This window comes from Pseudescherichia sp. L3, assembly GCF_024656065.1.
GTDB lineage: Bacteria > Pseudomonadota > Gammaproteobacteria > Enterobacterales > Enterobacteriaceae > Pseudescherichia.
Map to the genome: position 1 here is coordinate 1,669,186 of NZ_JANKYC010000001.1, position 26,616 is coordinate 1,695,801.

At 58.4% G+C, this 26,616-nt stretch carries 22 protein-coding genes and 1 pseudogene; 19 read left to right on the forward strand and 4 right to left on the reverse strand.

Annotated features, from left to right (window positions below; translation table 11 throughout):
• Positions 1-15 precede the first annotated feature (15 nt).
• The 4 genes and pseudogenes from NR795_RS08190 to NR795_RS08205 all read left to right on the forward strand — a co-directional run bounded on the left by NR795_RS08190 (position 16) and on the right by NR795_RS08205 (position 5,492).
• Positions 16-4,158, forward strand: coding sequence for an RHS repeat-associated core domain-containing protein (locus NR795_RS08190; RefSeq protein ID WP_257757855.1), 4,143 nt, complete (start codon positions 16-18; stop codon positions 4,156-4,158).
• Positions 4,148-4,468 (forward strand): hypothetical protein, encoded by a 321-nt coding sequence (locus NR795_RS08195; protein ID WP_257757856.1) that lies wholly within the window; start codon positions 4,148-4,150, stop codon positions 4,466-4,468. Before NR795_RS08190 ends, NR795_RS08195 begins: the two co-directional genes overlap by 11 nt.
• A 176-nt stretch (positions 4,469-4,644) precedes the next feature.
• Positions 4,645-5,055 (forward strand): annotated as a pseudogene (locus tag NR795_RS08200) (HNH/endonuclease VII fold putative polymorphic toxin); the annotation flags it as partial.
• Positions 5,046-5,492, forward strand: a complete 447-nt coding sequence (locus tag NR795_RS08205; RefSeq protein WP_257757858.1) for a hypothetical protein — start codon at positions 5,046-5,048, stop codon at positions 5,490-5,492. The pseudogene NR795_RS08200 and the gene NR795_RS08205, both read left to right, overlap by 10 nt.
• Before the next feature lie 199 nt (positions 5,493-5,691).
• Here NR795_RS08205 and NR795_RS08210 read toward each other — a convergent pair whose 3' ends face one another.
• Positions 5,692-6,549, reverse strand: coding sequence for a DMT family transporter (locus NR795_RS08210; protein ID WP_144818771.1), 858 nt, complete (start codon positions 6,547-6,549; stop codon positions 5,692-5,694).
• A 349-nt stretch (positions 6,550-6,898) separates the two neighbouring features.
• On the opposite strand from NR795_RS08210, the gene proP reads away from it, so the two are divergent.
• Positions 6,899-8,368, forward strand: coding sequence for a glycine betaine/L-proline transporter ProP (gene proP, locus NR795_RS08215; RefSeq protein WP_144818745.1), 1,470 nt, complete (start codon positions 6,899-6,901; stop codon positions 8,366-8,368).
• A 30-nt stretch (positions 8,369-8,398) separates the two neighbouring features.
• On the opposite strand, the gene NR795_RS08220 is transcribed toward proP, so the two are convergent.
• Positions 8,399-9,166: a DUF3750 domain-containing protein gene (locus tag NR795_RS08220; protein ID WP_144818743.1), complete on the reverse strand. Its 768-nt coding sequence runs from the start codon at positions 9,164-9,166 to the stop codon at positions 8,399-8,401.
• Positions 9,167-9,425: 259 nt separating this feature from the next.
• Between NR795_RS08220 and cmoA the strand changes: the two genes are divergently transcribed.
• The 12 genes from cmoA to NR795_RS08280 all read left to right on the forward strand — a co-directional run bounded on the left by cmoA (position 9,426) and on the right by NR795_RS08280 (position 23,623).
• The gene (cmoA, locus tag NR795_RS08225; RefSeq protein WP_257757861.1) at positions 9,426-10,148 is read left to right on the forward strand and encodes a carboxy-S-adenosyl-L-methionine synthase CmoA; all 723 of its coding nucleotides are present in this window, start codon (positions 9,426-9,428) and stop codon (positions 10,146-10,148) included.
• Positions 10,145-10,849, forward strand: coding sequence for an isoprenylcysteine carboxylmethyltransferase family protein (locus NR795_RS08230; protein ID WP_257757863.1), 705 nt, complete (start codon positions 10,145-10,147; stop codon positions 10,847-10,849). Before cmoA ends, NR795_RS08230 begins: the two co-directional genes overlap by 4 nt.
• 130 nt (positions 10,850-10,979) lie before the next feature.
• Positions 10,980-11,651 carry an aldehyde dehydrogenase iron-sulfur subunit PaoA gene (paoA, locus tag NR795_RS08235; protein WP_144818723.1) on the forward strand — a complete coding sequence of 224 codons (672 nt, stop codon included), beginning with the start codon at positions 10,980-10,982 and terminating at the stop codon, positions 11,649-11,651.
• The gene (locus NR795_RS08240; protein ID WP_257757874.1) at positions 11,648-12,598 is read left to right on the forward strand and encodes a xanthine dehydrogenase family protein subunit M; all 951 of its coding nucleotides are present in this window, start codon (positions 11,648-11,650) and stop codon (positions 12,596-12,598) included. The genes paoA and NR795_RS08240 overlap by 4 nt, the downstream gene beginning before the upstream one ends.
• Before the next feature lie 4 nt (positions 12,599-12,602).
• Positions 12,603-14,801 (forward strand): aldehyde oxidoreductase molybdenum-binding subunit PaoC, encoded by a 2,199-nt coding sequence (gene paoC, locus NR795_RS08245; protein ID WP_257757876.1) that lies wholly within the window; start codon positions 12,603-12,605, stop codon positions 14,799-14,801.
• Positions 14,802-14,810: 9 nt separating this feature from the next.
• Positions 14,811-15,770, forward strand: coding sequence for an XdhC family protein (locus tag NR795_RS08250; RefSeq protein WP_374544014.1), 960 nt, complete (start codon positions 14,811-14,813; stop codon positions 15,768-15,770).
• Positions 15,770-16,366 carry an NTP transferase domain-containing protein gene (locus NR795_RS08255; RefSeq protein WP_257757878.1) on the forward strand — a complete coding sequence of 199 codons (597 nt, stop codon included), beginning with the start codon at positions 15,770-15,772 and terminating at the stop codon, positions 16,364-16,366. Before NR795_RS08250 ends, NR795_RS08255 begins: the two co-directional genes overlap by 1 nt.
• A gap of 185 nt (positions 16,367-16,551) precedes the next feature.
• Entirely contained in the window at positions 16,552-17,046 is a 495-nt protein-coding gene (locus NR795_RS08260; protein WP_144818715.1) for an SH3 domain-containing protein, read from the forward strand.
• A gap of 24 nt (positions 17,047-17,070) precedes the next feature.
• Positions 17,071-18,030 (forward strand): hypothetical protein, encoded by a 960-nt coding sequence (locus tag NR795_RS08265; protein WP_257757880.1) that lies wholly within the window; start codon positions 17,071-17,073, stop codon positions 18,028-18,030.
• A 54-nt stretch (positions 18,031-18,084) separates the two neighbouring features.
• Positions 18,085-19,455, forward strand: coding sequence for a protein kinase (locus NR795_RS08270; RefSeq protein WP_257757882.1), 1,371 nt, complete (start codon positions 18,085-18,087; stop codon positions 19,453-19,455).
• A 159-nt stretch (positions 19,456-19,614) separates the two neighbouring features.
• Positions 19,615-21,387: an alpha,alpha-trehalase gene (locus NR795_RS08275; RefSeq protein WP_257757883.1), complete on the forward strand. Its 1,773-nt coding sequence runs from the start codon at positions 19,615-19,617 to the stop codon at positions 21,385-21,387.
• Between the two features lie 121 nt (positions 21,388-21,508).
• The gene (locus NR795_RS08280) at positions 21,509-23,623 is read left to right on the forward strand and encodes a TonB-dependent siderophore receptor (protein ID WP_257757884.1); all 2,115 of its coding nucleotides are present in this window, start codon (positions 21,509-21,511) and stop codon (positions 23,621-23,623) included.
• A gap of 54 nt (positions 23,624-23,677) precedes the next feature.
• On the opposite strand, the gene NR795_RS08285 is transcribed toward NR795_RS08280, so the two are convergent.
• The gene (locus NR795_RS08285; protein WP_042391252.1) at positions 23,678-23,932 is read right to left on the reverse strand and encodes a GlsB/YeaQ/YmgE family stress response membrane protein; all 255 of its coding nucleotides are present in this window, start codon (positions 23,930-23,932) and stop codon (positions 23,678-23,680) included.
• A 211-nt stretch (positions 23,933-24,143) separates the two neighbouring features.
• Here NR795_RS08285 and NR795_RS08290 point away from each other — a divergent pair, with 211 nt between their 5' ends.
• The gene (locus NR795_RS08290; protein WP_222888074.1) at positions 24,144-24,875 is read left to right on the forward strand and encodes a flagellar brake protein; all 732 of its coding nucleotides are present in this window, start codon (positions 24,144-24,146) and stop codon (positions 24,873-24,875) included.
• Between the two features lies 1 nt (position 24,876).
• Here the strand turns inward: NR795_RS08290 and emtA are convergent, their stop codons facing one another.
• Positions 24,877-25,488, reverse strand: a complete 612-nt coding sequence (gene emtA / locus NR795_RS08295; protein WP_144818703.1) for a membrane-bound lytic murein transglycosylase EmtA — start codon at positions 25,486-25,488, stop codon at positions 24,877-24,879.
• Between the two features lie 104 nt (positions 25,489-25,592).
• Here emtA and ldcA point away from each other — a divergent pair, with 104 nt between their 5' ends.
• Entirely contained in the window at positions 25,593-26,507 is a 915-nt protein-coding gene (ldcA, locus tag NR795_RS08300; RefSeq protein WP_257757885.1) for a muramoyltetrapeptide carboxypeptidase, read from the forward strand.
• The last annotated feature ends 109 nt before the right edge of the window (positions 26,508-26,616 follow it).

Consider the following 26,616-nt stretch of genomic DNA (forward strand, 5'->3'; position numbering starts at 1 on the left):
ACAGGGAGAGTTGTTATGTTTGCAGCCGCACGCGTTGGGGATGACATCGGTCACTCCGCCGCCCTGGCCGGGATGATGGCCGGTACCGTTGTGGGTGGATTTATTGCCGCAGCGGGAGGCCTTGCCGCAGGGGCGCTGTTTATTGCCGGAATGGGCGCGTCCTGCCTGGGCGTGGGCGTGCTGCTTGTCGGACTCAGCGTTGCTGTGGGCTGGCTTACCGGTGAGCTGGCAACGGCGGCAAGGGACTCGCTGGCAGAGGGCGGAGCCGGGAGCATGACGCAGCAGGGCGTCATCACTACTGGCTCACCCAATGTCTTCATCAACGGCAGGCCTGCCGCAGTGGCCACCGCCAGTCTGGTCTCCTGTCAGGAGGATGGCGCTCAGCACCTGGCCGAAGGATCGTCACGGGTCTACATCAACGGCCTGCCTGCTGCACGCCTGGGGGACCGGACTACCTGCGGGGCGACCATCATCTCCGGCTCGCCCAATGTGCTGATTGGCGGTGCCTCAGAGCAGACCCTGCCCGTGCAGGCTGAGGTCCCGGACGGATTATACAAAGCCTCGGATCTGACGCTGCTGTTCGCCGGACTGCTCGGGGGAGCCGGTGGCGCTGGCGGGGAAGCCGGTGCGCTCGGCAGCCTGCTGAGTAAACTGCCGGGTATTAACAAACTGGCGCGCATCGCCTGTCGTGCCGGACAGCTGATGGCCGGTGTCGCCGCGGTGGGCATTATCGCCCGCCCGGTGGATATCGTCAGCGGACAAAAATTTCTCTGTGGTGATGACGAGCTGGATTTTACCCTCCCTTCCCGCCTGCCGGTACGCTGGCAGCGCTGCTGGCGCAGCGGTAACCCTGGCGACAGCGTGCTGGGTCGTGGCTGGAGCCTGTTCTGGGAAACCTCCCTTGAACGCTACGGTGACGGGCTGGTGTGGCGCGCGCCGTCGGGGGACTGTATCTCCTTCCCGGGGGTGCCGGAGGGCCAGCGCGTCTACTGTCAGGCCGAAAAGCGCTGGCTGGAACATCATCAGGACGATACCTGGTCGGTGTATGATACCAGCGGCGAGCGCTGGCACTATGCCCCCTTCAAACCGGATGAACGTGCTCTGCTCCGGCGCATTTCAGCGCCCTGCGGCAACGATATTCTGTTCGAGTGGAACGCCGATCGGACGTTATATGCCCTGACCGACAGCGCCGGTCAGCGCGTGGTGTGCCGTTATCAGGGCGGGCGTCTTGACAGCGCCTGGCTGGATGATGAGATCTGCCTGGTCAGTTATGCTTATGACGCTGAGGGCCAGCTCGTCACCGTGACGGGCCGGGGCGGTAGCGTGCGCAGACGGTTTTGCTGGCAGGATGGCCTGATGACTGCCCATGAGGATGCAAACGGTCTGCTGAGCGAGTACCGCTGGCAGACCCTTGCAGGCCTGCCCCGCGTGGTGACCTTCCGGCACAGCGGCGGCAAACAGCTGACGCTGGATTATGACATTGAGAGCGGCACACGCCGGGTCATCCGGGACGATGGTGCACAGGCGCACTGGCTGGTTGATGACGATGACAACGTCGCCAGCTATACGGATTTTGACGGACGCCGGACCGCCTTTGTCTACCGCGACGGGGAGCTCACAGACGTCATTCTTCCCGGCGGAGCCATTCGCCGCAGCGTATGGGACAGGTACGGACGCCTGACGCAGGAGACCGACCCGGAAGGACGAACCACAGCGTACCACTGGTACCGTCAGACCGGCTGCCTGACCCGCATCGTTTATCCTGACCAGGCCGCCTCGCAGGCGGCATATGATCTGCGGGGGCGGCTGGAGTCTGAAACCGATCCCGGTGGACACCGCACCACATACCACTACCCGGACGATAACGATCCTCTGGCGGACAGCATCACGGATGCCTCCGGCGGCGTGGTTCAGCTGCAGTGGAACCATCAGGGGCTGCTGACAGGCCGCACCGACTGCGCCGGCAGCGTCACGCGGTTTGAGTACGATCGTTTCGGGCAGCTTGTCCGCAGCGAGGATGCCGAAGGTCACATCACCCGCCGGGAATGGAACGCGGCCGGGCAGCTCAGCGGCGTTATTCACCCCGACGGCAGCCGCGAATCGCTGATATGGAACAGACGCGGACAGCTCACGGGCTGGCGCGATCCGCTGGAGAGCGAGGTGCGCCAGGCGTATAACGTCCTGGGCCTGCCCGTCAGCTTCACCGACCGTACCGGGCATACCCGCCGCTGGCACTACGATCCGCGTGGCAATCTGTTACGGCTGGAGAACGGCAACGGCGCTGAATACCGGTTTACTTATGACGCCACGGGCCACCCGCTGAGCGAGATCCGGCCCGATGAGACGTCACGGCAGATGCAGTGGGACACGCGGGGTTTTCTCACTGCGCTTGAAGAGCGCGGCAGCCCTGCCGCCGACGGCGGGGCTGGTCGTCGGTGGCAGCAGTTCGGCTATGACGACAGCGGCCTGCTTACTGCACGGACCACCCGTGATGCCGGATACCGCTACCGGCGTAACCAGAACGGGCAACTTACCGGCCTGCTGCGCACGCCAACAGCCGACGGCATGGCACGGGGTGTCAGTGAGGATGAGATTCAGTTTACCTATGACGCTGCGGGAAACCTGCTCGGTGAACAGGGTGTCAACGGTGAGCTGCACTATGTCTGTGACGCGCTGGGTAACCTGACCGCCCTCACCCTGCCCGGCGGGCAGCGGCTGTCATGGCTGCATTACGGCTCCGGCCACGTCAGCGCCGTCCGCTTTAACCAGCAGACCATCAGCGACTTCACCCGTGACCGCCTGCACCGGGAAACCGAACGCAGCCAGGGAGTACGCACCCAGCAGCGGGAGTATGACAGACTCGGCAGACGCAGCCTGCAACGCAGCGCACGGCTTCCCGACGTCACGCTGCCGGAACAGGCGATGCTGGAGCGTATTTATCGCTATACCGGACGCAGCGAGCTGGCAGGCGTCAGCGACACCCTGCGGGGTGAAATACACTACGGCTACGACGCCGAAGGCCGCCTGCTGAAACATTATGAAGCCCGTCGGGGGCACAGCACCGCACATTTTCGCTATGACGCCGCCGGTAACCTGCTGCCGGATGATAACCTGCCTGCCCTGCCGGTCACCGGTAATCGCCTGCTGCACTGGCAGCACCGGGTAATGGAATATGATACCTGGGGCAACCTTATCAGCCGCCGCAGCGCCACGGGCGATCAGCATTATGTCTATGATGCGGAAAACCGGCTGATAAAGGCAGAAGGCACGGGACCGGAAGGCAGGTTTACGGCGCAGTATCACTATGACGCCCTGGGCCGTCGGACCCGAAAAACCGTCACCACGCAGCGCGGTACGTCAGAGACCCGCTTCCTGTGGCAGGGCTACCGCCTGCTGCAGGAGCAGCAAAAAGATCGCTGCCGGACCTATGTTTATGATCCGAACGAAGCCTACAGCCCGCTGGCGCGTATCGACCATCTCAGGAACGACAGCCAGGGCGATATCTGCTGGTTCAGCACCGATCTGAACGGTGCCCCGCTGGACGTCACGGATGAACAGGGCAGCATCTGCTGGAGCGGCCAGTACGGCAGCTTCGGCGAGGTGCGGTATCAGAGCGACGGCTTCTCACGACTGTTGCAGAACGGAATCCTGTATCATCAGCCGCTGCGCTACGCCGGACAGTACGCCGACAGCGAGACGGGGCTGCACTATAATCTGTTCAGGTATTACGACCCGCAGGTGGGACGCTTCACGGTGCAGGACCCGACTGGGCTGGCGGGTGGGCTGAATCTTTATCAGTATGCGCCGAATCCGCTGGGGTGGATTGATCCTCTTGGATTAAGTGGTGATAAGGTAAACGTCTATAAGGACGCGCCTTACCATAGTACTTTTGATAATTCAGTAAAAAGCCGAGCACCAACAAATGGTCAGACCGCCTTAGACAATTCCGTTCAAGTAAAACCAACATCACCAAGACGAGTTGGTGTTGATATTGCTAACAATGAAATTGTTGTATTAGATAAAACTCGATCTTTAACAGATAATATAGATGAATACCATGGACATGTACGTGATTGGGATGCTTTGGATAACAAGCAACAATCTGCGTTAAGAAAATATGCCAAGACAACTAGAAAAGGAAAAATTTGTGGTGGATGAAAATAAGCTACATTTAGAAAAATTGCTTGATTCTGGTGAATCAAGCAAAGTAACCGATACTCTTCTTTATATTGCCTATAACATAAGTGACGTGGAATGGGCTGAAAAGCAGTTAATGAGGATGGCAAATAATTATGACGATGATATTAGTGGGTTGGCTTTAACCTGTCTGGGGCATTTAGCCAGAGTAAATGGAAAAATAGACAAAGATGTAGTAATCCCTTTTTTGAAAGATAAAATGCTAAATTCAAATGAGATGGTGTCATCGAGAGCTGAAGATGCCCTTGATGATATTAATATGTTCACTTGACTATTAATTATCAAAAAATTGAACATCTGAAGCTTTACTTCAGTAAGACCGTGCGGGTAAAGATAGGCGGATTTACTAGGTTATGGTGGTAGCGTATGAACTATGACGTGATTTTATCTGGATCCAACGTAACATTCCGGTAGTATGATACTCGTGTAGGTCTGATAATGTGAGTTGATCCGATTGGGTTATTAGGTGGGCTGAATCTTTATCAGTATGCGCCGAATCCGCTGGGGTGGATTGATCCATGGGGATTGAACGATTCTCCTATTACATTCAAATCTCAATTTCGAGCAGCCAAAAGACAGCTAGCTATACCAAAAAAAACTAACATACCTGTTTCTACAAAAGTTTTTGACAATAAGTATGAAAACCGTACTGTTTGGGAATTTGATGACAATGGTGTCAAAAAGTACATAATAATGCATGAAGAGGATAAATTTGGCCGAGGCCCACACTTACATACTGCAGATGATCTTCATGGTAACCCGTTAGAAAAAAACATTAGATACAATCAACACGTCGGGCATATTCCTGAAGAAAAAAGGGGCATTACAGACATGAGAGGCAAAAAGAAATGTCCATAGATCTAAAAAACAAGCTGAAGGAAGCAAAAAGAAATAGTGAGCTAAAAACACTCATAAAGAAGATTATACTTGAGACGAATCTGCAAGGAAAAGATATTAACTGCCGTCATATAACTTATCAAGAAGTTGTTAATAAATCTCACGACAAACTTAAGCTTAGAAAAAATCATTATGATATTGAGTCTGAGAAGGTACTTTTTGAAAGTTTCCTCGCTAAAATTTCGGGCCAAGATTTCGTGACTTTGATGATAAAAACGGATAGTAATATTTTCTTCTTATCTTTGCCTTATAACTCCGTAAAGAATAATTTAGATTTTTTCTGGTATCAAAATAAATTAACAAATCATACAGATGAAAAGATTTTTATTAATAAAGACTTAAGCAAAGGGTTTGTCATATTCGCGAGCGAATATGGGATCGAAACAGCATCATGGTAGATCACACATATATAACAAGTGAATAGGCAATACCTTATGGTTTAGTATTGGCCTTAACCGAGTAACGATAAAGTCGCTCAATGATAGAGCCATATCTGCTGGAGCGGCCAGTACGGCAGCTTCGGCGAGGTGCGGTATCAGAGCGACGGCTTCTCCCGGCCTACCACCCTACACCATCTTTTACTCACCCTATCCCCTATTACGACCGCACTACCATCCGCCATCTAAACCACAGCTGGGCCACCAAAATCAGTATTCCGCCGGTGATCTTCTGCATCGGCAGCTTCTCTCCGTACCAGATTGCCGCCGCAATCACCGTCAATAGTGGCTCGAGAACCATGATAATTGCCGCATTGGCGACGGCGGCATGCTTCTGCCCCTGAAGCTGAAGGCCGAAGCGCAGGCTGGTGGCGATCAGGATGCTGGCAAGCAACCACATCGCGGTGGTCGCGGTGAACGGCTGAGTCCACGTCTCTGTCAGCCCTGACAGTACTAAACCCACTACGCCGGTCATCCCCAGCTGCACCGCCGTCAGCGGCAGCAGCGGCACTTCTCTGGCGCAGCGGCTGGTGTAGCAGAACGAGATCGACTGCACCACGGCAGTCAACAAAAACCACCCCTGGCTGGCGTGAAACGATATCGGGAACTGTAAGCTGAGCAGCCCCAGTCCCACAAAGGCCAGCGGCAGACACTCCCAGTAGGCACGCGCGGGCCGGACCTTCATCATCCCCCATGCCACCAGCGGCACGAACAGCATCGACAGGCTCATGATAAATGCGCCTTCGCCGATCGAGGGAGTGGTTGAAACAGAGTAGATCCACAGGCACATAGTCAGCGCCATCCAGCCCCCGCTGATAAGCACTCTTACGATCTGTTCACGCGCAATGCGCTGGCCTCGGCAGAACGGCAGCAGAACCAGAGCGGCACAGCCAAAACGTAGCCCTAAAAAGGCAAAAACCGGCATTCCAGAGATCCCCTCACGGGAAAAAATCCAGCCGCAGGCGGCGATAAGGGTGACCATAATAAGGAGAAGATCGGCTTGCCGCTGGGGGTTCATTGAGATAGTCATCACTACAGAAAAATATAAAAAAGGGTTGCCCCATGATAGTGCTAATGCCCGCAATTAAATAGATCGTTAGCAGGCGAAATAATATTCCCTGTAGTTTAGGGGGTTTATTTATTGCTACCACACCGTTCAGATTAAGCTGATATCGCCACCATTTCAGAGAAAAGCAGCTTATCCCGCCAAAAAGTTGCACCCCTCGACTATTTTATTTATGGTGTACCCCCGCCGCTAAACGTGGCGAACCATCATTATCTGCATCTTATAGCTTTCATTTCCTTTGAATTGGGTTTTACGGCTGCGAAAGCTATAAGGTTGCGCCATCCACACTCATGGGGAGTTTATGAGCAACGGAACGACGTTAAACCAGCACCAGAATAACGCTTCAACAAGCAACGAGTTAACCGTAGACGATATCACCGTTATCGATAGCGGCCTGCTTAAAAAGGCCGTCGGCGCAGCCGCGCTCGGTAACACCATGGAGTGGTTCGACTTCGGGGTCTACAGCTATCTGGCCGTGATCATCGGCCAGGTCTTCTTCCCGGGTGCCAGCAGTACCGCACAGCTGATCGCCTCTTTCGGCACCTTCGCCGCCGCCTTCCTGGTACGCCCTATCGGTGGGATGGTCTTCGGCCCGCTGGGGGATCGCTTTGGTCGCCAGAAGATCCTGGCCTTAACGATGATCATGATGTCGATCGGTACGTTCAGCATCGGCCTGATCCCCGACTATGACAGCATTGGCATCGCCGCACCGATCCTGCTGCTGGTGGCGCGTCTGGTGCAGGGCTTCTCCACAGGGGGCGAATATGGTGGTGCAGCAACCTTTATCGCAGAGTACTCCACCGATAAACGCCGCGGATTTATGGGCAGCTTCCTGGAGTTCGGTACCCTCGGGGGCTATCTGCTGGGTGCCAGCCTCGTGACGATTATGATCGCGGTTCTGCCTACCGAGGCGATGCACTCCTGGGGATGGCGTATTCCGTTCTTTCTCGCTGCGCCGCTGGGGCTGTTTGGCCTCTACATTCGTCTTAAGCTTGAGGAGACACCGGCGTTTAAAGATCACATGGATAAGCAAGAGGCGCTGGAGCACAGCAAGCCACAGCTTAGCCTGATCCAGATGCTGAACAAACATCGCAAGCAGATCCTGAAGTGCATCGGCCTGGTGCTGGTATTCAACGTCTCGAACTACATGCTGACCTCCTACATGCCAAGCTACCTGACCAGCGTGCTGGGCATGAGCGAGCTGACCGGCCTGCTGCTGGTGATGGTGATCATGTTTGTGATGATGCCGTTAACCCTTGCATGGGGCTACTGGACCGATCGCATCGGCCGTCGTCCGGTCATCGCCCTCGGCGCTGCCGGGCTGATCCTGCTGGCGATCCCGAGCTTTATGCTGATCGGCTCCGGCAATATGCTGGCGGTATTTGGCGGGCTGGTTATTCTTGGCGTGCTGCACACCTGCTTTAGCGGCACCATGCCTGCGACGCTCCCGGCCCTGTTCGTTACCGATATCCGCTACAGCGCGCTGGCGATTGGCTTCAACCTGTCGGTCTCGCTGTTCGGCGGTACCACGCCGCTGGTCACCGCCTGGCTGGTGGACACCACCCACAACGTGATGATGCCTGCCTACTACATGATGGGTGCGGGGATTATCGGCCTGATTACGGTCCTGACTCTGCGCGAGACGGCCCAGAAGCCGCTCAGCGGCTCCTCACCGGCGGTGGCGACGCATGCCGAGGCGCACCGCCTGATCGATAAGCTGCGCAAGCAGAAACGCAGCAAGCACCTGCAGGCGCAGGTAGCGAGCGAGTAAGTCGTCCTAAACCCACGTTCGCGTGGGTTTTTACTGCTCCTGCAAATTATCCGACCCTACGCCGCCGATAAACGGCAGTCGTAGACGCAGAGGCGTAAAGTCGAGACCGACGTTAAGCCCGAGAACGTTAAGCTCGAACCCCTCCTCGGCCCCCAGAGTCACTCCCGCCACGCCCAGCAGCGAGATTTGCAGGCCGCGCCCCGACGGCGGCAAGCCGATGGGCCGATAGAGCGGACGATAGTCTTTCCCTACTGCGTTAGCAGGCAGATCGAGCCTCAGGTCAGGCACTTCTCGTCCAATATGAGCAATGAAGGTGTTGCTGTTGGGGCCCGGCCACGCATGATAGGTGGTCGGCCATGGGTAAGAGGCAATTGCCGCTTTAATCTGCGGGATCAGTGCTTCGGCTTCCGGCCCCCGGCGATCCACCAGCAGGCGCGGCCTGGAGCCGTACCAGTAGCCATCCGCGAGGTTGCTGTTACGGCGCACCTTGTCGCCGCTGCCCCAGCTGATCACCTCGTAGCGGCTGTAGTGGGTCTCCCCGGCACGCTTGAAGATGATCCATGGATGCACGGCCACCGCCCCTTTCCAGCCGTAAGTGGGGGCGGCATAGACCTGGACGATTGCCAGTCGGGCAAACTTAACCGGATCGGGCGCGATGCCGGATGAATCGCGGCGGGCAGACCACCACCCCTCACTGGCCTTTGCGTCGCGCTGGCTGACGGCCTGGGCGATGCTGGCAACAAGAGAGAGTAGGATAATACACAGCAAACTCAGACAAACTGTTTTGAGAGCGATCATGGCACCTGTAGGGAAGTAAAAAGCGGCGGGAGTTAGCCTATTCTACCGCCGTTTTTTTGCCCAGCAAGCGCTGTGCTTAAATCATCACCAAACTTTACGCAGGCTTGTATCAATAACAACACTTTGCAATACATCTCAACTAGAACTGTCCTCGTAAAGCCTATAACCTTCACTTAAATACCTAATGAAATCAATCATTTGTAACGTGAATGCATCTGGTTTCATGTATTGATTTTCGATATATCTCACTGGAGTCGTTATGGGTCAGGATAAGGTTTTTGCTGTAGAGAAGAGTGCGGAAGATTTTCGCTTTGATAGCCAGGTTGCGGGCGTGTTTGACAACATGGTCGACCGCTCCGTGCCCTTCTATCAGGAAATTCAGCGCATGGTGGGCGAGCTGGCGGCAGAGTACGCTACCAAAGGGAGTCAGCTTTACGACCTGGGGTGCGCCACCGGCACTACCCTCGCCTTGCTGGACGGCGTGCTGCCGCAGAATATCGCCTTTACCGGCATCGACAACTCGCCGGATATGCTGGAGAAGTGCCGGGACAAATTCGCCCAGCTAAATTCTGCACGTGAGACGTATTTCCTTTGTCAGGATCTCAAAGAGAGGATGACGTTAGATAACGCCTCGGTGGTGGCGATGATCCTGACGCTGATGTTTGTCCGCCCTCTGCACCGCCGAAAGCTCCTGTCATCTATCTACGAGGGGCTCAACCCCGGCGGCGCGCTGATTCTGGTAGAGAAGGTGGTCTGCGACTCGCCGGATCTCAACAGGCGCTTTATTAACTATTACTACGCTATGAAGCGTCGCCACGGCTACAGCGAGCTGGAGATCGGCCAGAAGCGCGAGGCGCTGGAGAACGTGCTGATCCCCTATAGCGAAGGCGAAAATCGGCAGATGCTCACCGACACCGGCTTTCGCAGCGTAGAGGTCTTCTTCCGCTGGTATAACTTCTGCGCAATGGTGGCAATAAAATGAGGATCACCGTCGGCAACTTTCTTTTTCGTACCCGCAACGTGCTCTTTCCGCTGCTCTACCTGACGCTGTTTATAGGCCAGCAGCGGGTCAGCCAGGCCGCCGTTGCCATGCTGATTGCCGGTGCTGCCGTTGCCCTGCTCGGACAGGGGATCCGGGTCCTGACCGTCGGGCTGGACTATATCGTACGCGGTGGACGCCAGCGTAAAGTGTATGCCGACAGCCTGGTGCAGACCGGGCTGTTTGCCCACTGCCGTAATCCCCTCTACCTGGGCAATCTGTTGATGATTATTGGCTTCGGCGTTGCCGCCAATAACTCGTGGTATCTGACGATCGCGATGCCGCTCTTTTTTCTGGGCTACGCCTGCATCATTGCTGCGGAAGAACACTATCTGCTGGGGCGCTTTGGCGACGACTACCGACACTACTGCGCACGTACGCCGCGCCTGCTGCCGCGCCTGAGGGGATTAGGCAAGACGCTGCGAACCTTTGCCTTTAACTGGCGGCGGGTGGTGGTGAAGGAGTACACCACCCTCTGTATGACCCTGCTCATGCTGGTGCTGCTGGCCGCCCGGGCACTTCACGCCGACGCCCGTGGCTGGATAATCTCCGCAGGCCTCATCGTGCTGATTCTGCTGGCCTGCGGTGCGGTACGGATCCTGAAAAAATCCGGGCGGCTTCACGCTGGCTTGCCACGGCAATAATACCTCTCTCTCTGCCTCATTAATGCCCTCGGCTCAGTAGCATATGCAAAAAGCGAGGGTAATCCCCGTTTCACCGCCTACTATTATTTATCGCACGTATAAAAACAACGCTATAGATGTGGAGGCAATTATGAGCAATCAGAGCAACGAAGCGGACAGAGGGCCGTACGATTTCAGCGTAACCCGTAGGGTGCTGATCAAGGCCAGCGCGGCGTCTGCGGCAGCGGCGGCCATTTCACCCTCCGTTGCGATCGGCGCGGGGGAGTCTCCGGTAACGCCACCGCCTGAAACGATGCCGGTCTCGTTCAAGGTCAACGGTGAAGTTCATCAGCTTGAACTGGATACGCGCACCACCCTGCTCGACGCCCTGCGCGAACATCTGCACCTCACCGGCAGTAAAAAAGGGTGCGATCACGGCCAGTGCGGGGCCTGCACCGTTATCGTTGACGGTCGCCGAATCAACGCCTGTCTGACTCTGGCCGTGATGCACCAGGATGCCGAGATCACCACCATTGAAGGACTGGGCACGCCGGATAACCTGCACCCGATGCAGGCCGCCTTTGTGAAACACGATGGCTTTCAATGCGGCTACTGTACGCCAGGGCAGATCTGCTCGTCGGTGGCGGTGCTAAAAGAGATTGAAGCAGGTATTCCCAGCCATGTGACCGTAGATCTGGTCTCCTCTCCACAGGCCACGCCAGATGAGATCCGCGAGCGGATGAGCGGCAATATCTGCCGCTGCGGGGCCTACAGCAATATCCTCGCCGCCATTGATGACGTTGCCGGAGGGCTGAAATCATGAAGGCGTTTACCTATGAGCGCGTCAACACCCCGGCGGAAGCGGCAGCCAGCGCCGGGCGCACCCCCCACGCCAAATTTATCGCGGGCGGGACTAACCTGCTCGATCTCATGAAGCTGGAGATCGAGGCTCCGCTGCACCTTATTGATATTAACAGCCTGGCGCTGGATAAGATTGAACAGACTTCCGAAGGCGGCCTGCGCATCGGTGCTCTGGTGCGTAATACCGATCTGGCAGCCGATGAGCGGGTGCGTCGCGACTACGCCGTGCTCTCCCGGGCCCTGCTGGCCGGTGCGTCTGGGCAGCTGCGTAACCAGGCCACCACGGCGGGTAACCTGCTTCAGCGCACCCGCTGCCCCTACTTCTACGACACTAACCAGCCCTGCAACAAGCGTCTTCCCGGCAGCGGCTGCGCGGCGCTGGAGGGGTTCAGCCGCCAGCATGCGGTAGTGGGCACCAGCAAAGCCTGCATCGCTACTCATCCCAGCGACATGGCCGTCGCCATGCGCCTGCTTGATGCAGTGGTAGAGACGGTGCGCCCGGATGGTCAAACGCGAGCGATCCCTATCGCCCAATTTTACCGTGCGCCGGGTACGACGCCGCATATTGAGACAGACCTCGCAGCTGGGGAGCTGATCACCGCCGTCACCCTGCCAGCGCCGGTGGGCGGGAGCCATATCTACCGCAAAGTGCGGGATCGGGCCTCCTACGCCTTCGCGCTGGTCTCCGTCGCCGCCATCGTGCAGCAGGACGGCAGCGGCCGGATCGCGCTGGGGGGCGTAGCTCATCAGCCCTGGCGTCGGGACGATGCCGATGCGGCGGTGGCTCAGGGTGCGCAGGCGGTCTATGACCGGCTGTTTGCCGAGGCCCAGCCAACCCATGAGAACGCATTTAAATTAACCCTGGCGAAGCGCACCATCGCCTCGGTGCTGGCAGAAGCGAGGGCATAAAGCGATGAAATTTGATAATCCAGCCACGGAAAACCCTATCGATCAAATGAAGGTGGTCGGCCGCCCACACGATCGCATCGATGGCCCGCTAAAAACTACCGGCACCGCGCACTATGCCTACGAGTGGCATGACAAAGTGCCCAACGCGGCCTACGGCTACGTGCTCGGGGCGGGGATCGCCAAAGGGCGAATTAGCAGTATTGATATTCAGGCCGCCCGCAGTGCGCCCGGCGTGCTGGCTGTGGTCACCGCCGACAATGCGGGAAAACTCGGCAAAGGTGAAAAGAATACCGCCATTCTGCTCGGCGGCCCGGAGATCCAGCACTATCACCAGGCCATCGCCGTAGTCGTCGCGGAGTCCTTCGAGCAGGCGCGTGCGGCAGCGTCGCTGATCGAGGTAGATTACCAGCGGGATCGGGGCGAATACGATTTAGCGGAAGTTAAACCCAGCGTCACCGCTCCGCAGAAGGATCAGCCGGACAGCGTGACCGGTGATTTTGCTACCGCCTTTGCCTCGTCTCCGGTCAAGCTCGATGCGACCTACACTACGCCGGATCAGAGCCATATGGCGATGGAGCCGCACGCCTCTATGGCGGTCTGGGAGGGGGATAAGCTTACCGTCTGGACCTCTAACCAGATGATTGACTGGTGCCGCTCCGACCTCGCGCTAACGCTGAATATGCCGAAAGAGAACATCCGCGTGCTGTCGCCCTACATCGGCGGCGGCTTTGGCGGCAAGCTGTTCTTGCGCAGCGATGCCCTGCTGGCCGCGCTGGGTGCTCGGGCAGCGAAGCGCCCGGTAAAGGTGATGCTCTCCCGACCGCTGATCCCTAACAATACCACTCACCGCCCAGCCACCATCCAGCAGGTGCGGATTGGCACCGACGAAGCCGGGCATATTACCGCCATCGCCCATGAGAGCTGGTCCGGCAACCTGCCGGAAGGCGAGCCAGAGACCGCCGTGCAGCAGACAAACTTTCTCTATGCCGGCGCGAACCGCCACACCGGCCTGCGGCTGGCGGAGCTGGATCTGCCCGAGGGCAATGCCATGCGTGCCCCAGGTGAAGCGCCGGGCATGATGGTGCTGGAGATAGCTATCGACGAGATCGCCGAGAAGGCAGGCGTCGATCCGGTGGAGTTCCGCATTCTGAACGATACCCAGGTCGACCCCACCAATCCGGATCGCCCCTTCTCCCGCCGCCAGCTGGTGGAGTGCCTGCGTACCGGTGCTCAACACTTTGGCTGGCAGCAGCGCAATCCCACGCCGGGGCAGATCCGCGACGGCCGCTGGCTGGTGGGCATGGGGGTTGCCGCCGGTTTTCGTAATAACCTGGTGATGACCTCCGGGGCGCGGGTGCATCTTGATGCCGAGGGTACGCTCACCGTTGAGACCGACATGACCGATATCGGGACCGGCAGCTACACCATTATTGCCCAGACGGCAGCGGAAATGCTGGGCCTGCCGCTGGAGAAGGTGGTGGTGCAACTGGGGGATTCAACCTTCCCGGTCTCTGCCGGCTCGGGCGGCCAGTGGGGGGCCAACAGCTCCACGGCAGGCGTCTATGCTGCCTGCGTTAAGCTGCGCGAAGCGGTGGCAAACAAGCTTGGGTTTGATCCGCAAAATGCGGTCTTTGCCGATGGCAACGTCAGCGCGGATGGCCGCAGCGCTCCGCTCACCGATGCCGCCGCAGCCGGGACGCTCAGCGCTGAAGACACTATCGAGTTTGGCGACCTGCAGGAGAAGTACCAGCAGTCCACCTTTGCCGGACACTTTGTCGAGGTCGGCGTGGATATCGCCACCGGAGAGGTGCGGGTGCGCCGAATGCTGGCCGTCTGCGCCGCCGGCCGGATCCTCAACCCGAAAACGGCGCGCAGCCAGGTGATCGGGGCGATGACCATGGGCCTCGGCGCGGCATTAATGGAGGAGCTGGCGGTGGATACCCGGCTGGGCTACTTCGTCAATCACGATCTCGCCGCCTATGAGGTGCCGGTCCATGCCGATATCCCGGTGCAGGAGGTGATCTTCCTTGACGATACCGATCCGGTTTCTTCCCCGATGAAAGCCAAGGGGGTCGGCGAGCTGGGGCTGTGCGGCGTCAGTGCCGCCATTGCCAATGCGATCTACAACGCCACCGGCGTGCGGGTACGCGACTACCCTATTACGCTCGACAAGCTGCTGAACGGCCTGCCGGAAGCGATATAGGAGAGAGACGTGCTGCCACATTTGGCTCCATCACAACCGGTTTTCCCTGTAACCGAGAGCGAACCCGCTGCGACGCCGCAGCGGGCGTTCTTAACCGACGACAACGTGGCGGTGCTGCGCTTCGCGGCGCAGGCGCTGGCCTCCGGCATGGCGGCAGCGCTGATCGTCCTGACGGAAATCCGCGGCGGCGCGGCGCGTCCCCTCGGGGCGCAGATGGCCGTTCGTGAGGACGGTCTCTACTGCGGCTTCGTCTCCGGTGGCTGCGTTGAGGCTGCTGCGGCCTGGGAGGGGCTGGAGGCGATCAAATCGGGGGCAGATCGCACGGTAACCTACGGAGAGGGATCGCCCTGGTTTGATATTGTCCTGCCCTGCGGGGGCGGGATCACGCTCAGCATTCACCCGCTACGCTCGGCACGTCCTCTGCTGGCGGTGCTGTCGGCGCTGGAGCGACGTCATGCTCCGGCGCTGCGCTACAGGCCCCGCAACCAGACGCTGGACGTTGACGCGCCTGATAAAGAGACCGGCTGGCAAGAGGAGGAGTTTGTTATCCGCTACCGCCCTGCGACGCGGGTGATTATCTTTGGCCGCTCCGTTGAGGCCGAGATGACGGCGAAGCTCGCCGAGACGGCAGGATATGATGTTCACATCGACGACGGCTCCCGGCTGCGGACCCTGTCTGGCCTGATCGATGCCCATACGGCAGTGATCTTTCTCTGGCACGATCTTGATCGGGAGCTGCCTCTGTTGAGTGCCGCCCTGACTGCCGCGCCCTTTTACATCGGCGCGCTGGGTAGCCGACGCACGCATGAAAAACGGATCCGCGCCTTGACCGAGCGCGGGTTTCATCCCGAGGAGATTGCGCGGATCAAAGCGCCAATCGGCATCTTTCCCCAGGCACGGGATGCCAGCTCGCTGGCGCTATCGGTACTGGCAGACGTGGCGGCAGCCCGCGGCCAGAGGTCGTCGTAATGTCTGCACTACCCGTGGTGCCCACTCTGCCCGTAGTGATTGTGCTGGCGGCTGGACGGGGCGAGCGGTTTCTCGCGTCGGGTGGCGCAGCCCACAAGCTTGATACGCTGCTCGACGGCAAAGCGGTGCTCTCTCACACCCTTGAGGCGGTGCACGCTTCTGGCCTGGCGTGGCATCTTGTCCGCCCCGAGGGCGGCACCGGCGGCATGGGGGAGTCCATCGCGATGGGCGTGCAGGCCACGGCTGAGGCCGCAGGCTGGCTGATCCTGCCCGGCGATCTGCCCCTTGTTCAGGCCACAACTCTCCAACGTGTTGCAGAGGCGCTGGCGGAGCAGGCTATTGTTGTGCCCCACTTTCACCAGCAGCAGGGTCACCCGGTGGGATTCGGGCGCAGCTACGTTAATGCGTTGGCTTCGCTGCGGGGCGACGTGGGTGCCGCAGCCATTGTGCGAGAGGCAAGAGCCTGCGGTAACGTCCAGGATCTGCCCGTTGCAGACGACGGTATTGTGCGCGATGTAGATACGCGTGCCGATCTTGGTCTGGCACAAGACCTGCTGCGTGCGCGGCGATTACTAATACATTCCCCTACTCAATGACGCGAGCAAAAATCACCTCAATAAGAATATACTCATGTAAACATCATATTTAACAATCTCTCCCCATCAGAAGGCGATTGAATTGTTATAAACTCAATGTAGAATCATCAGACTATGCTTAAGCTGAATTAATCTTTAATAGTCAGCGGCGGTCGGGTTTAATCATTTTTTCAGGGAAAGGTATAATGAAATTGCGAGGCCTGTTACTTCTTCTTATGGTCACTGTCGTTGTCGGCTGTAAAGCGCCACCGCCGAAGATGACGGACGATACGCTGGTGACCAGTCAGGTCAATGGCGTTACGCTTACGCACCGCTATGCGGTCTCGCCACCCTCTACCTTTACGCCCGTCAACGAGGCCTACCGGGCGCTCTACCCCGGCTCAATTCTCAGCACCCCTACCTACGGCGGTAAAGTTCTCGGCCAGCTGAAAAACGGTGAAACCTATACCGTCCTCGGCGAGGTGGATAACGCCTGGCTGGCCATCGCCGAGCAGGATAACGAGCAGCTGATTGGCTACGTGCCGCCGCGTGCGATGGTAAAAAGCGCCCTCTACGAGCAGACGCTGAAAAACGATCGCCGCCGTCCTAAGCGCGCCGCGAAAAAAGCGACCTGCGTGGCGGTGGATGACGGCAGCAAGGCATGCCAAAAAGGCGATAGCGGCACCTGGATTATTGATTAATTACTCTGGCTAACAAGGAATTTTATGAAAGTCTGGCTTTCGGGTTTGGCATTGCTTTTAGCATCCACAACCGTGTCGGCAGGGAATTATCGTATTGCCCAATCCCCCTCTCAGAAGCTGGATGTCTGGATAGACAACGTTAACGATAAATCGCCGCAAAGCTGGTGTTCCGCAAAATTACCGCTGCGCATTGTTGCCAGCGGTGACAAAGCGCCCTCGATTCTTACCAGCTTTATGCCGCGCCTCGGCGCGCTGCTGGAGAACCAGTGCAGCACCATCGGCCAGGTCAACTGGCGGATGGTCGATCCTGAAGGTGAACTGCTCGCCGAAGGCATCGCCACCAAAGAGAGCGAATGGGCGGTTGTCATTACGCCGCGTGCGGCACAGTCTGCTGCCAACGCAGCGGTGGCGCAGCAGCCCTCCCCGACGGCCGACCGCACACCGTGGCTTGAATTTACCTTGCAGGATGGCTGCCATCTGCGCACCTTCTGGCAGGGTGACGACAACGCCTCGGCGCTGTTTATCCCCGCGAAAGCCAACGGCAAGTGCGAGCGCGGCGGCTGGCTTAACGGCCGCAGCGAGGTGATCCAGCAGGGTAAGAAGGGTGAAAAGCGCTCGGTGATGACCTTTGTGCACGGTTTCCCGGTCAGCGGCCTGAGCGATAAAGCCAACGCCGACAGCCTGCTGATCACCAGCGTCAATAATGAACGCATGGTGGTGAGCAACAGCCAGGCTCCCCAAAGCTGGCTGATTATGCCCTACGATCCGCAGCTCAACGGCTGGAAAAACAGCGGCACGGTGGCGGTAGAGGTATCGCGGGATCAGGCGCTGGACGACGCGCGTCTGCAAACCCGGCTTACCGAGGTGCGTAAAGTGTGGTCCGCCTTTCTGACGCCGGGCACCAGCCTGACGCTGCTGCTGATCGATAATCTGCATCCGCAGCTGCGGGATCCGGCAGCCGGAGCCTGGCGCACGCAAAAGTGATCCTGAAATACCTATTCTGAATAGCCGTCAGTTTTGAACAGAGATCCGCAAATAATGACAGACAGCGAGAACAATCCGAGCACACCCGACGCGTTGCCGCCGGGTTTTCGTTTCGATGAGCTAGAGATCCAGGACGTTATTCAAACCAGCCACACCCATATTCTCTATCACGCCCTTGACCGCGAACTTGAGCGTCCGGTCATCGTCAGGGAGTATATGCCCCGCGCGCTGAGCCTGCGCGGCGAAGAGATGCGTCTGGTACTGCGGAGTAAACAGGACAGCGCTGCCTTTGCCGCTGGCCTGAACGCGTTTGTCCAGCAGGCCCGCCAGCTGGCACGCTTTACCCATCCTAACCTGATGCTGGTCCTGCGCTTTTGGCAGCATAACGATACCGCCTATATCCTGACGCCGCGCTATGACGGCATCACCCTGGCGGAGCTGCATCAGCAGCAGCCGGACGTCATCAACGAAGCCTGGATTTTACAGCGGCTGCCCATGCTGTGCAGCGCGCTTGCCACTCTGCACCACGCGGGCGAGCTGCACCGCAATATTTCTCTCAAGAGTATTCAGATTGAGGAGAGCGGCCAGCCGCTGCTCCTTGACGTTGCCGCCGCGCCTGCCACCACGGGCGAGCTTAGCGACACCAGCAAGCGGCTACTTAACCCTGGCTTTACGCCTCTTGAGCAGTACGCGGACGCCAGTGAGAACCTTCTCGGGCCGTGGACGGACATCTATGCGCTGGGGGCGGTGCTCTATACGTTGATTACCGGCTCTCCGCCGCCCGCCAGCGTTGCGCGCAGCATTCAGGAGAGCTGCGCCCCGCTGGCAGAGAACCCACCGCCGGGCTACTCCCCTGCGCTGCTGCAGGCGGTCGATCGCGCCCTGGCGCTGAAGCCAGAGGATCGTCCCCAGAGCATCGCGGAGTTTGCCGCCCTGGCCGGGATTACCGTAGGCGACACCGGGCAGCTCCCGGCGGTGAAAAAAACCGGCACCATGCTGGTTCCCGTGGAGGAGCCACCCTCCGCCGCCGCGTCCCTGTGGCAGCGTGTTAAAACCCCGGCACAGATTGCGGCTGGCGTGCTAGTCGGCATTATTGCGGGCGCGCTGATCTTTGGTTCGACGCATAGCGATACGGAGACGGCGGCGGCTGCCTCCTCTACTCAGTCCGTAGCGGCCCCGGAGGCGAAAGTAGCCAGTGCGCCCGCCAGCGGCCCCATCGCCCGGATCTACATTCGCATGAGCGATGCCGACAGGCTGCAGGTGAACGGCAAGCCGCAGGAGATCGCGCCCGCACCCAGCGGTTTTGCCTATCTCCAGCTGCCTGCGGGCAAGTATGAGTTTACCCTACAGAACGGTAGCCAGCGCCGCAGCGAAACGCTGACGGTGGTTACACCTGGTACCTGGCTCATCAACCCCCAGGGTTAAAGGCGTGGTGGTGCCCTGCTCACGCGGGGCTTTTTTTAGCAAAAAATGTTTGTAAGGACGCAAATTTTTACTTCTGGTACTCCGGGCGTCGGATATTCGTCTACTGTTTTCAAAGGTTGATTACAGCGGGACGCTGTTCATTGCTAAGGAGAATAATAGATGAGAATAAATTTATCGCGCCGACCCCAGACGCTGTTTTTTGCCATGCAGCTGGCGCTAGGGGGCGCGTTTCTCGCGTTGACTTCCGCACAGGCGCTGGCCGCCGAGACTGAGAGCCAAACCCCGATCCAGTCCCCGGACATCCTGCTTGGCCCGCTGTTTGCCGATGTGCAGACCGCTAAACTCTTTCCCGATCAGAAAACCTTCGCCGACGCCGTGCCGAAAAGCGATCCCTACATGATCCTGGCCGACTACCGAATGCAGCGTAACCAGTCCGGCTTCGACCTGCGCCACTTTGTTGAGATGAACTTTACCCTGCCAGCGAAGAACGAGAAGTACGTCCCGCCTGCCGGACAGACGCTGCGCCAGCACATTGACGGCCTGTGGACGGTGTTGACCCGCACCACCGATCGCACAGACAAGTGGGATTCACTCCTGCCGCTGCCTGAGCCCTACGTGGTGCCAGGCGGCCGCTTCCGCGAGATCTACTACTGGGACAGCTACTTCACCATGCTCGGCCTGGCCGAGAGCGGCCACTGGGATAAAGTGGAAGATATGGTGGCAAACTTCGCCCATGAAATCGATGCCTGGGGCCATATCCCTAACGGCAACCGCACCTACTACCTCAGCCGCTCCCAGCCGCCGTTCTTTGCCTTTATGGTGGAACTGCTGGCAAGCCACAACGGCGACGAGGCGCTGAAAACCTATCGCCCGCAGCTGGAGAAAGAGTATAGCTACTGGATGGAGGGAGCAGACACGTTGCAGCCGGGTCAGGCCAACAAGCGCGTGGTGAAGCTGGAGGATGGCTCTGTTCTCAACCGCTACTGGGACGATCGCGATACGCCGCGTCCGGAATCCTGGCTTGATGACGTCACTACCGCGAAGAATAATCCAAACCGTCCGGCGACGGAGATCTATCGCGATCTGCGCTCTGCCGCCGCGTCGGGCTGGGACTTCAGCTCGCGCTGGATGGACGATCCTAACCAGCTCGGCAGCATCCGCACCACCAGCATCGTGCCGGTGGACCTTAACGCCCTGATGTTCAAAATGGAAAAAGTGCTGGCCCGCGCCAGCCAGGCCGCCGGGGACAGCGCCAAATCGAGCCAGTATGACGCCATGGCCAGCGCCCGACAGAAAGGGATGGAGGCCAACCTGTGGAACGATAAAGAGGGCTGGTATGCGGATTACGATCTGAAGACCAAAAAAGTACGTAGCCCGCTAACGGCGGCGGCACTCTTCCCGCTGTACGTCAACGCGGCGGCGAAGGATCGCGCTGCCAGGGTTGCGGCCGCTACCCAGGCTCACCTGCTGAAGCCCGGCGGCATCGCTACCACCACGGTCAACAGCGGCCAGCAGTGGGACGCGCCCAATGGCTGGGCACCGTTGCAGTGGGTCGCCACCACCGGTCTACAAAACTACGATCAGGATAAGCTGGCGATGGATGTCACCTGGCGTTTTCTTTCCAACGTCCAGCACACCTACGATCGCGAACAAAAGCTGGTTGAGAAGTATGACGTCAGCAGCACCGGCACCGGCGGTGGCGGCGGCGAATATCCGCTACAGGATGGCTTCGGCTGGACTAACGGCGTTACGCTGATGATGCTGGATCTGGTCTGTCCGAAGGCCCAGCCGTGCGACAGCGTGCCGAAAGCACAGCCTGCGGCGACAGCCTCTTCTACGCCATCAAACTCTGCTCCATCTACTACTGCTCCATCTACTACTCAGCAGCCTGCTCCGCAGAGCGCACCTGAAGCACAGAAAGTGGCGCAGTAAACCTCTCCCCGCCCCGCTACCAAATCTGGTAGCGAGGCGGACTCCTCCCCCGTAAAAAGCTTGTATACGCAAATATAAACAATAATAATTCGCGTTCCGCTTATGAGAGTATGGATTGCGAATGAAAACAACATTAAAACGCTCTGTCTGGTTTTGCGCGTTGGGCATTGCCCTTCCTCATGCCGTTCTGGCTGAAGATACCGTCGTCGTTAGCGCTACCGCACCGCAGTCAGCCACGGCGCCGACCGAGGGTTACACGGTGCAGAGCACCCGCGGTGCAACCAAAACCGATCAGCCGCTGATTGTTACCGGCCAGTCGGTATCGGTGGTCACCCGTCAGCAGATGGAAGATCAGGGCGTGATGAACGTCAACCAGGCGCTGAGCTATACCCCGGGCGTCAATTCCAACTTTGGCGGTGGCGCAACGCGCTTTGACACCGTCTCGCTACGCGGCTTCCACGGCGGCGACGTGGATAACATTTTCCTCGACGGCATGCGCCTGATGAGCGATGGCGGGAGCCACAGCGTATTGCAGATCGACCCGTGGTTTATCGAACGCATCGACGTGGTGAAGGGTCCCTCTTCGGCGCTGTATGGTCAGAGCGTCCCCGGTGGGCTGGTCAACCTCACCTCGAAGCGCCCGCAGTTTAAGTCCGAAGGCCACTTCCGACTCTCCGGCGGCACGCAGAATACCAAGGGCGGCGCGTTTGATTACACCGACGCCATTAACGACCAGTGGGCGTTTCGTCTGACCGGGATGACCCGCAGCAGCGACACTCAGTATGACAATACCCGCGAAGAGCGCTACGCCATTTCGCCGTCCCTGCTCTGGCAGCCGGACTCGGATACCAGCCTGCTGCTCCGCGCCTACCTGCAAAAAGATCCCTCCGGCGGCTACCACGGCTCGCTGCCCATGGACGGAGCGCGCTTTGACCACAACGGCAAGCGGCTGGCGAACAGCACCAACGAGGGCGAGAGCGGGGATGGCTATCGCCGTCGCGAGCAGCTCTATAGCGTAGAGTTTGACCACCAGTTTAACGACGTCTGGTCAGTACACTCCAGCGGCAGCTATACCCACGCCAACGTTGCCCTCGATCAGGTCTACCAGACCGGCTGGATTGCTAACTCAGACGATCTGGCACGAGGCTACAGCGGCTCGCGCGGCTCCCTTGACGCCTGGTCAACCGATAACCGCCTGCAGGCCGACTTTGCCACCGGCGAGGTAACGCATACCGTGATCCTCGGCGGGGAGTATCACCGCTACCGCAACGATCTCTGGACCGGCGCAGGCTCTGCCGCCCCGCTTAACCCGTTCACCGGCTATACGCCGCAGCACGGTTACACTGTCACCTATAGCGATGACAATAATCGTCGCTATTATCAGGCGGGTGCCTATCTGCAGGATGAGATGGAGTGGAACCGCTGGCATCTGGATCTCTCTGGACGCTACGACCGCATCGTCTCCGAGCAGGCCAGCGACACCTTTGGCACCGACAGCCGCCGCTCTGATGACCACGTCAGCAGCCGCGCCTCTCTGCTTTACGCGTTCGATAATGGCCTCTCGCCCTACCTGAGCTACAGCCAGTCGATCACGCCGGCATCGCTGCCGGGCGCAGACGGTAAGCTGCTGAAGCCGACCACTGCCGAGCAGTATGAGGCTGGCCTCAAGTTTCAGCCGCCGGGCACGTCGGATATCTACAGCATTGCTCTCTACGACCTGACGCAGAAAGATGTGGCAACCCGCGATATCAATATCGCTACCGCCACCTATCTGCCGGCCGGGAAGGTGCACTCCCAGGGCGTGGAGATTGAAGCGCGCAACCAGCTGACGTCGCGCCTGAGCACCATTGCTGGCTACACGTGGAATCATCTACGCTTCGAGGATTCGCTGGACGGCAACGAGTCTAATACGCCGCAGCTCACTCCGGACCAGATGGCCTCGCTGTGGGCGCACTATCAGTTTGATTACGGGTTAAGCGTGGGCGCAGGTGTGCGCTACATTGGCAAACAGTATGCCGATGATGCGAATACGGCACGGCTGCCGTCGGTCACGCTGCTTGATGCCTCGGTCAGGGCCGATCTTGGCGCATGGTCGCCGCAGTTGAAAGGCGCATTTGTGCAGGTTAACGCCAGCAATCTGGGCGATCGGGACTATATCTCGGGCTGCTATGGGACAAACAACTGCTACTTTGGTGCGGAGCGCAGCGTTCTTGCCACGGTGGGATATGATTTTTGATAGGATAAGCTAAGTGAGATGCCAGCCGGCAAGGTCGCCGGCTGGCATAGAACGTTAGTTCCGACGTACCATCCGGTAGATAGCCAGAACCACAATCGCACCCACTACTGCGACGAGGAAACTTGGTAAATTGAAGCCTGTAACGTCACCGCCAACGCCAAACATCGTCGCCAGCCAGCCACCGACTACGGCACCAACGATACCCAGAATAACGGTAATGATGAAACCACCCCCGTCGCGTCCTGGCATGATGAACTTAGCGATAATACCGGCAATAAGGCCAAAAATAATCCACGCAATAATACCCATTTTGCGTTGTCTCCTTTTACATGGTTGCTTACTTTGCAGGCCCAAACGCCTGCACCGTGAATTGAGTATAGGCAATAGATCCAAAAAAGGTTAAATGTCACAGACTTATTAATTTTTTTGTTGCTAAAAAAATTTACATTACGGCTGAAGTTCCCGCCCCGCGTGCCGATAAATCAACGATGGGCTATTAGTCAGCAAGGAGCCATCCGGCGTGAGCAACTACAGTGAGCAGTTCCTGAAACAAACCCCTCTGGCCGTTTTGGGCATACTGCGCGATCTGCACAAAGAGCAGGTGCCGATCTGTATTTCCTGGGGCAGCGGGCAATTCATCAGCAAGATCCTCGATGCGGATCTCGACAGGCTGGTGGTGGACCTCGGCAGCCAGGAGTATGAGAACAAAGCGGTGCAGCGTGTCGACAGTTTGTCCATCACCGCAGAGACCCGAGGGGCGAAGGTTGAATTTACCGTCTCCGGCTTGCAGATGAGTGATTATCAGGCACTGCCGGCGTTTGTAACGCCGCTCCCCTCCTCCGTATGGTTTATTCAGCGCCGGGAATACTTCCGTATTAGCGCCCCGCTGCATCCGGCTTACTTTGGCAAGGCTACGCTACCGGACAAGCGCCCGATGCGTTTTCGTCTGTATGACCTGTCGGTAGGCGGCATGGGCGCGCTGCTGGAAGGGGCCACGCCGGAAGGCGTGAAAGAGGGGCAGCGTTTCTCGCAGATTGAGCTGGATATGGGCGGCTGGGGGCAGTTCTATTTTGATGCCCAACTGATCTCTATCAGCGAGCGTAAGGTGGTAGACGGCAAGAACGATACCGTTACCACCCCGCGTTTGAGTTTCCGCTTTCTGAATACTAACCCAGCGGTGGAGCGCGAGCTCCAGCGGATCATCTTCTCGCTGGAGCGTGAGGCGCGCGAGCGGGCCAATAAGGTGCGATGATCTACATCGCATCCATGGCTTTCTGCACCTTCCAGATATAGCGTGGTGCCTGCGGCGCAGGATGATTTTCGGCAACGTGCTCGACAAACTCATCCGCGTCCAGGTCGTTGATCTCGCTAATGGCCTTCTTGCGATCCGATGAGAAGGTGCGCAGCAGCGCCCCTGCGCCGTTGACGTAGGAGACCACCAGCGCGTATTGCATCACCTCCGGATCTTTAATCCCCGCAAGCACGCCGTGTTCAAGAATACTCAGGTAGGCCGTCCCCATAGAGATATTGCGCTCCGGGTTCTTCAGCTCGCTGGTCGAGGGTTGCCCGCTCCAGCCCATGTGTCGGTAAACCTCTTTTCCGGCGGTGGAGGCTTTAAGCTGCATCAGGCCCACGGCGTTGGATTTACTCACCAGCGTCGGGTTTCCGCCAGACTCTACGGCGATAATGGCCGTTATCAGCCGCGGGCTGACGCCCCACGCCGCACCCGCCTTCTCGCTGATCGGCATCCACTGCATCGCCCGTTTCACCGGGACCTCCGGGTTCCACGGCGGATTTTTATAATCCTGTTTCGAACTACACCCTGCCAGCAGCACCACCAAAAAAGCAAACCATCTCAGTTTCACACCAACAATCCTTTTACCGGGAGTTTAGATGACAATGACAATCCTACGCGGCATGATAACCGTTTCATCTACTATTTCATTAAGAATGTCAGCAAGGATTTGCCATGTCCCGGATTCATCTGATCGCCCCCTCCGGCTACTGCATTAATCAGTCTGCCGCCCTCAAAGGTATCCAGCGTCTTGCGGACGCAGGCCACCGCGTAGAGAACCAGCAGGTGATTACCCGCCGCGATCGGCGCTTCGCCGGTGACGACGCCGAGCGGCTGGCGGATCTCAACGCCCTGGTGACGCTGGACACGCCGAACACGATTGTGATGCCGGTTCGCGGCGGCTACGGTGCCAGCCGTCTGCTGGAAAAGATCGACTGGCAGGGACTGGCCGAGCGCCAGCGCCACGCGCCGCTGCTCATCTGCGGCCACAGCGATTTTACCGCCGTGCAGCTTGGCCTGCTGGCGACGGATAACGTTATCACCTTTAGTGGGCCGATGCTGGCAGCTAACTTTGGTGCGGAGGCGCTGGATGACTTTACGCAGGAGCACTTCTGGCGCGCGCTGCGCAATGAGACCTTTAGCGTGACCTGGGAAGGCACGGGGCCAGCATGCGACGTTGAAGGGACGCTCTGGGGGGGAAACCTGGCGATGCTGGTCTCGCTCATTGCCACGCCGTGGCTGCCAGCCATAGAAAACGGCATTCTGGTGGTCGAGGATATTAATGAGCACCCGTTCCGCGTGGAGCGAATGCTGCTCCAGCTGCACCATGCGGGGATCCTGTCGCGGCAGAAAGCGCTGATCCTCGGCAGCTTCAGCCGCAGCGCGCCTAACGACTACGATGCCGGGTTCGATCTCGATGCGATGATAGCCTACCTGCGCACGCGCCTGGCGATCCCGGTGGTGAGCGGCCTCGCCTTTGGCCATGAGCCACAGACGGTGACCCTGCCGCTGGGGGCGCAGGCGCGCTTGCAGCACCAGGATTTTCATACGCAGCTTACTCTTAGCGGCCATCCTGTTTTAAGTGAATAAAAATATCGTTTTTAGCCTCTATTAAAGCGCTGTTACCGCCGTGGATATGGTAATGTTTTAGAGGGTCGTGCCGCGCCATCTCTGGCGCGAGCGCCCTCGGCCCCGTTTG

Coding starts and splice junctions, on each gene's coding strand:
- NR795_RS08205 (WP_257757858.1), top strand. CDS start 5,046: ATGTCCATAGATCTAAAAAACAAGCTGAAGGAAGCAAAAAGAAATAGT.
- NR795_RS08260 (WP_144818715.1), top strand. CDS start 16,552: ATGAAATTGCGAGGCCTGTTACTTCTTCTTATGGTCACTGTCGTTGTC.
- NR795_RS08270 (WP_257757882.1), top strand. CDS start 18,085: ATGACAGACAGCGAGAACAATCCGAGCACACCCGACGCGTTGCCGCCG.
- NR795_RS08220 (WP_144818743.1), bottom strand. CDS start 9,166: ATGATCGCTCTCAAAACAGTTTGTCTGAGTTTGCTGTGTATTATCCTA.
- NR795_RS08285 (WP_042391252.1), bottom strand. CDS start 23,932: ATGGGTATTATTGCGTGGATTATTTTTGGCCTTATTGCCGGTATTATC.
- ldcA (WP_257757885.1), top strand. CDS start 25,593: ATGTCCCGGATTCATCTGATCGCCCCCTCCGGCTACTGCATTAATCAG.
- NR795_RS08280 (WP_257757884.1), top strand. CDS start 21,509: ATGAAAACAACATTAAAACGCTCTGTCTGGTTTTGCGCGTTGGGCATT.
- NR795_RS08190 (WP_257757855.1), top strand. CDS start 16: ATGTTTGCAGCCGCACGCGTTGGGGATGACATCGGTCACTCCGCCGCC.
- NR795_RS08210 (WP_144818771.1), bottom strand. CDS start 6,549: ATGAACCCCCAGCGGCAAGCCGATCTTCTCCTTATTATGGTCACCCTT.
- cmoA (WP_257757861.1), top strand. CDS start 9,426: ATGGGTCAGGATAAGGTTTTTGCTGTAGAGAAGAGTGCGGAAGATTTT.
- paoA (WP_144818723.1), top strand. CDS start 10,980: ATGAGCAATCAGAGCAACGAAGCGGACAGAGGGCCGTACGATTTCAGC.
- proP (WP_144818745.1), top strand. CDS start 6,899: ATGAGCAACGGAACGACGTTAAACCAGCACCAGAATAACGCTTCAACA.
- NR795_RS08265 (WP_257757880.1), top strand. CDS start 17,071: ATGAAAGTCTGGCTTTCGGGTTTGGCATTGCTTTTAGCATCCACAACC.
- NR795_RS08230 (WP_257757863.1), top strand. CDS start 10,145: ATGAGGATCACCGTCGGCAACTTTCTTTTTCGTACCCGCAACGTGCTC.
- NR795_RS08275 (WP_257757883.1), top strand. CDS start 19,615: ATGAGAATAAATTTATCGCGCCGACCCCAGACGCTGTTTTTTGCCATG.
- NR795_RS08240 (WP_257757874.1), top strand. CDS start 11,648: ATGAAGGCGTTTACCTATGAGCGCGTCAACACCCCGGCGGAAGCGGCA.
- paoC (WP_257757876.1), top strand. CDS start 12,603: ATGAAATTTGATAATCCAGCCACGGAAAACCCTATCGATCAAATGAAG.
- NR795_RS08255 (WP_257757878.1), top strand. CDS start 15,770: ATGTCTGCACTACCCGTGGTGCCCACTCTGCCCGTAGTGATTGTGCTG.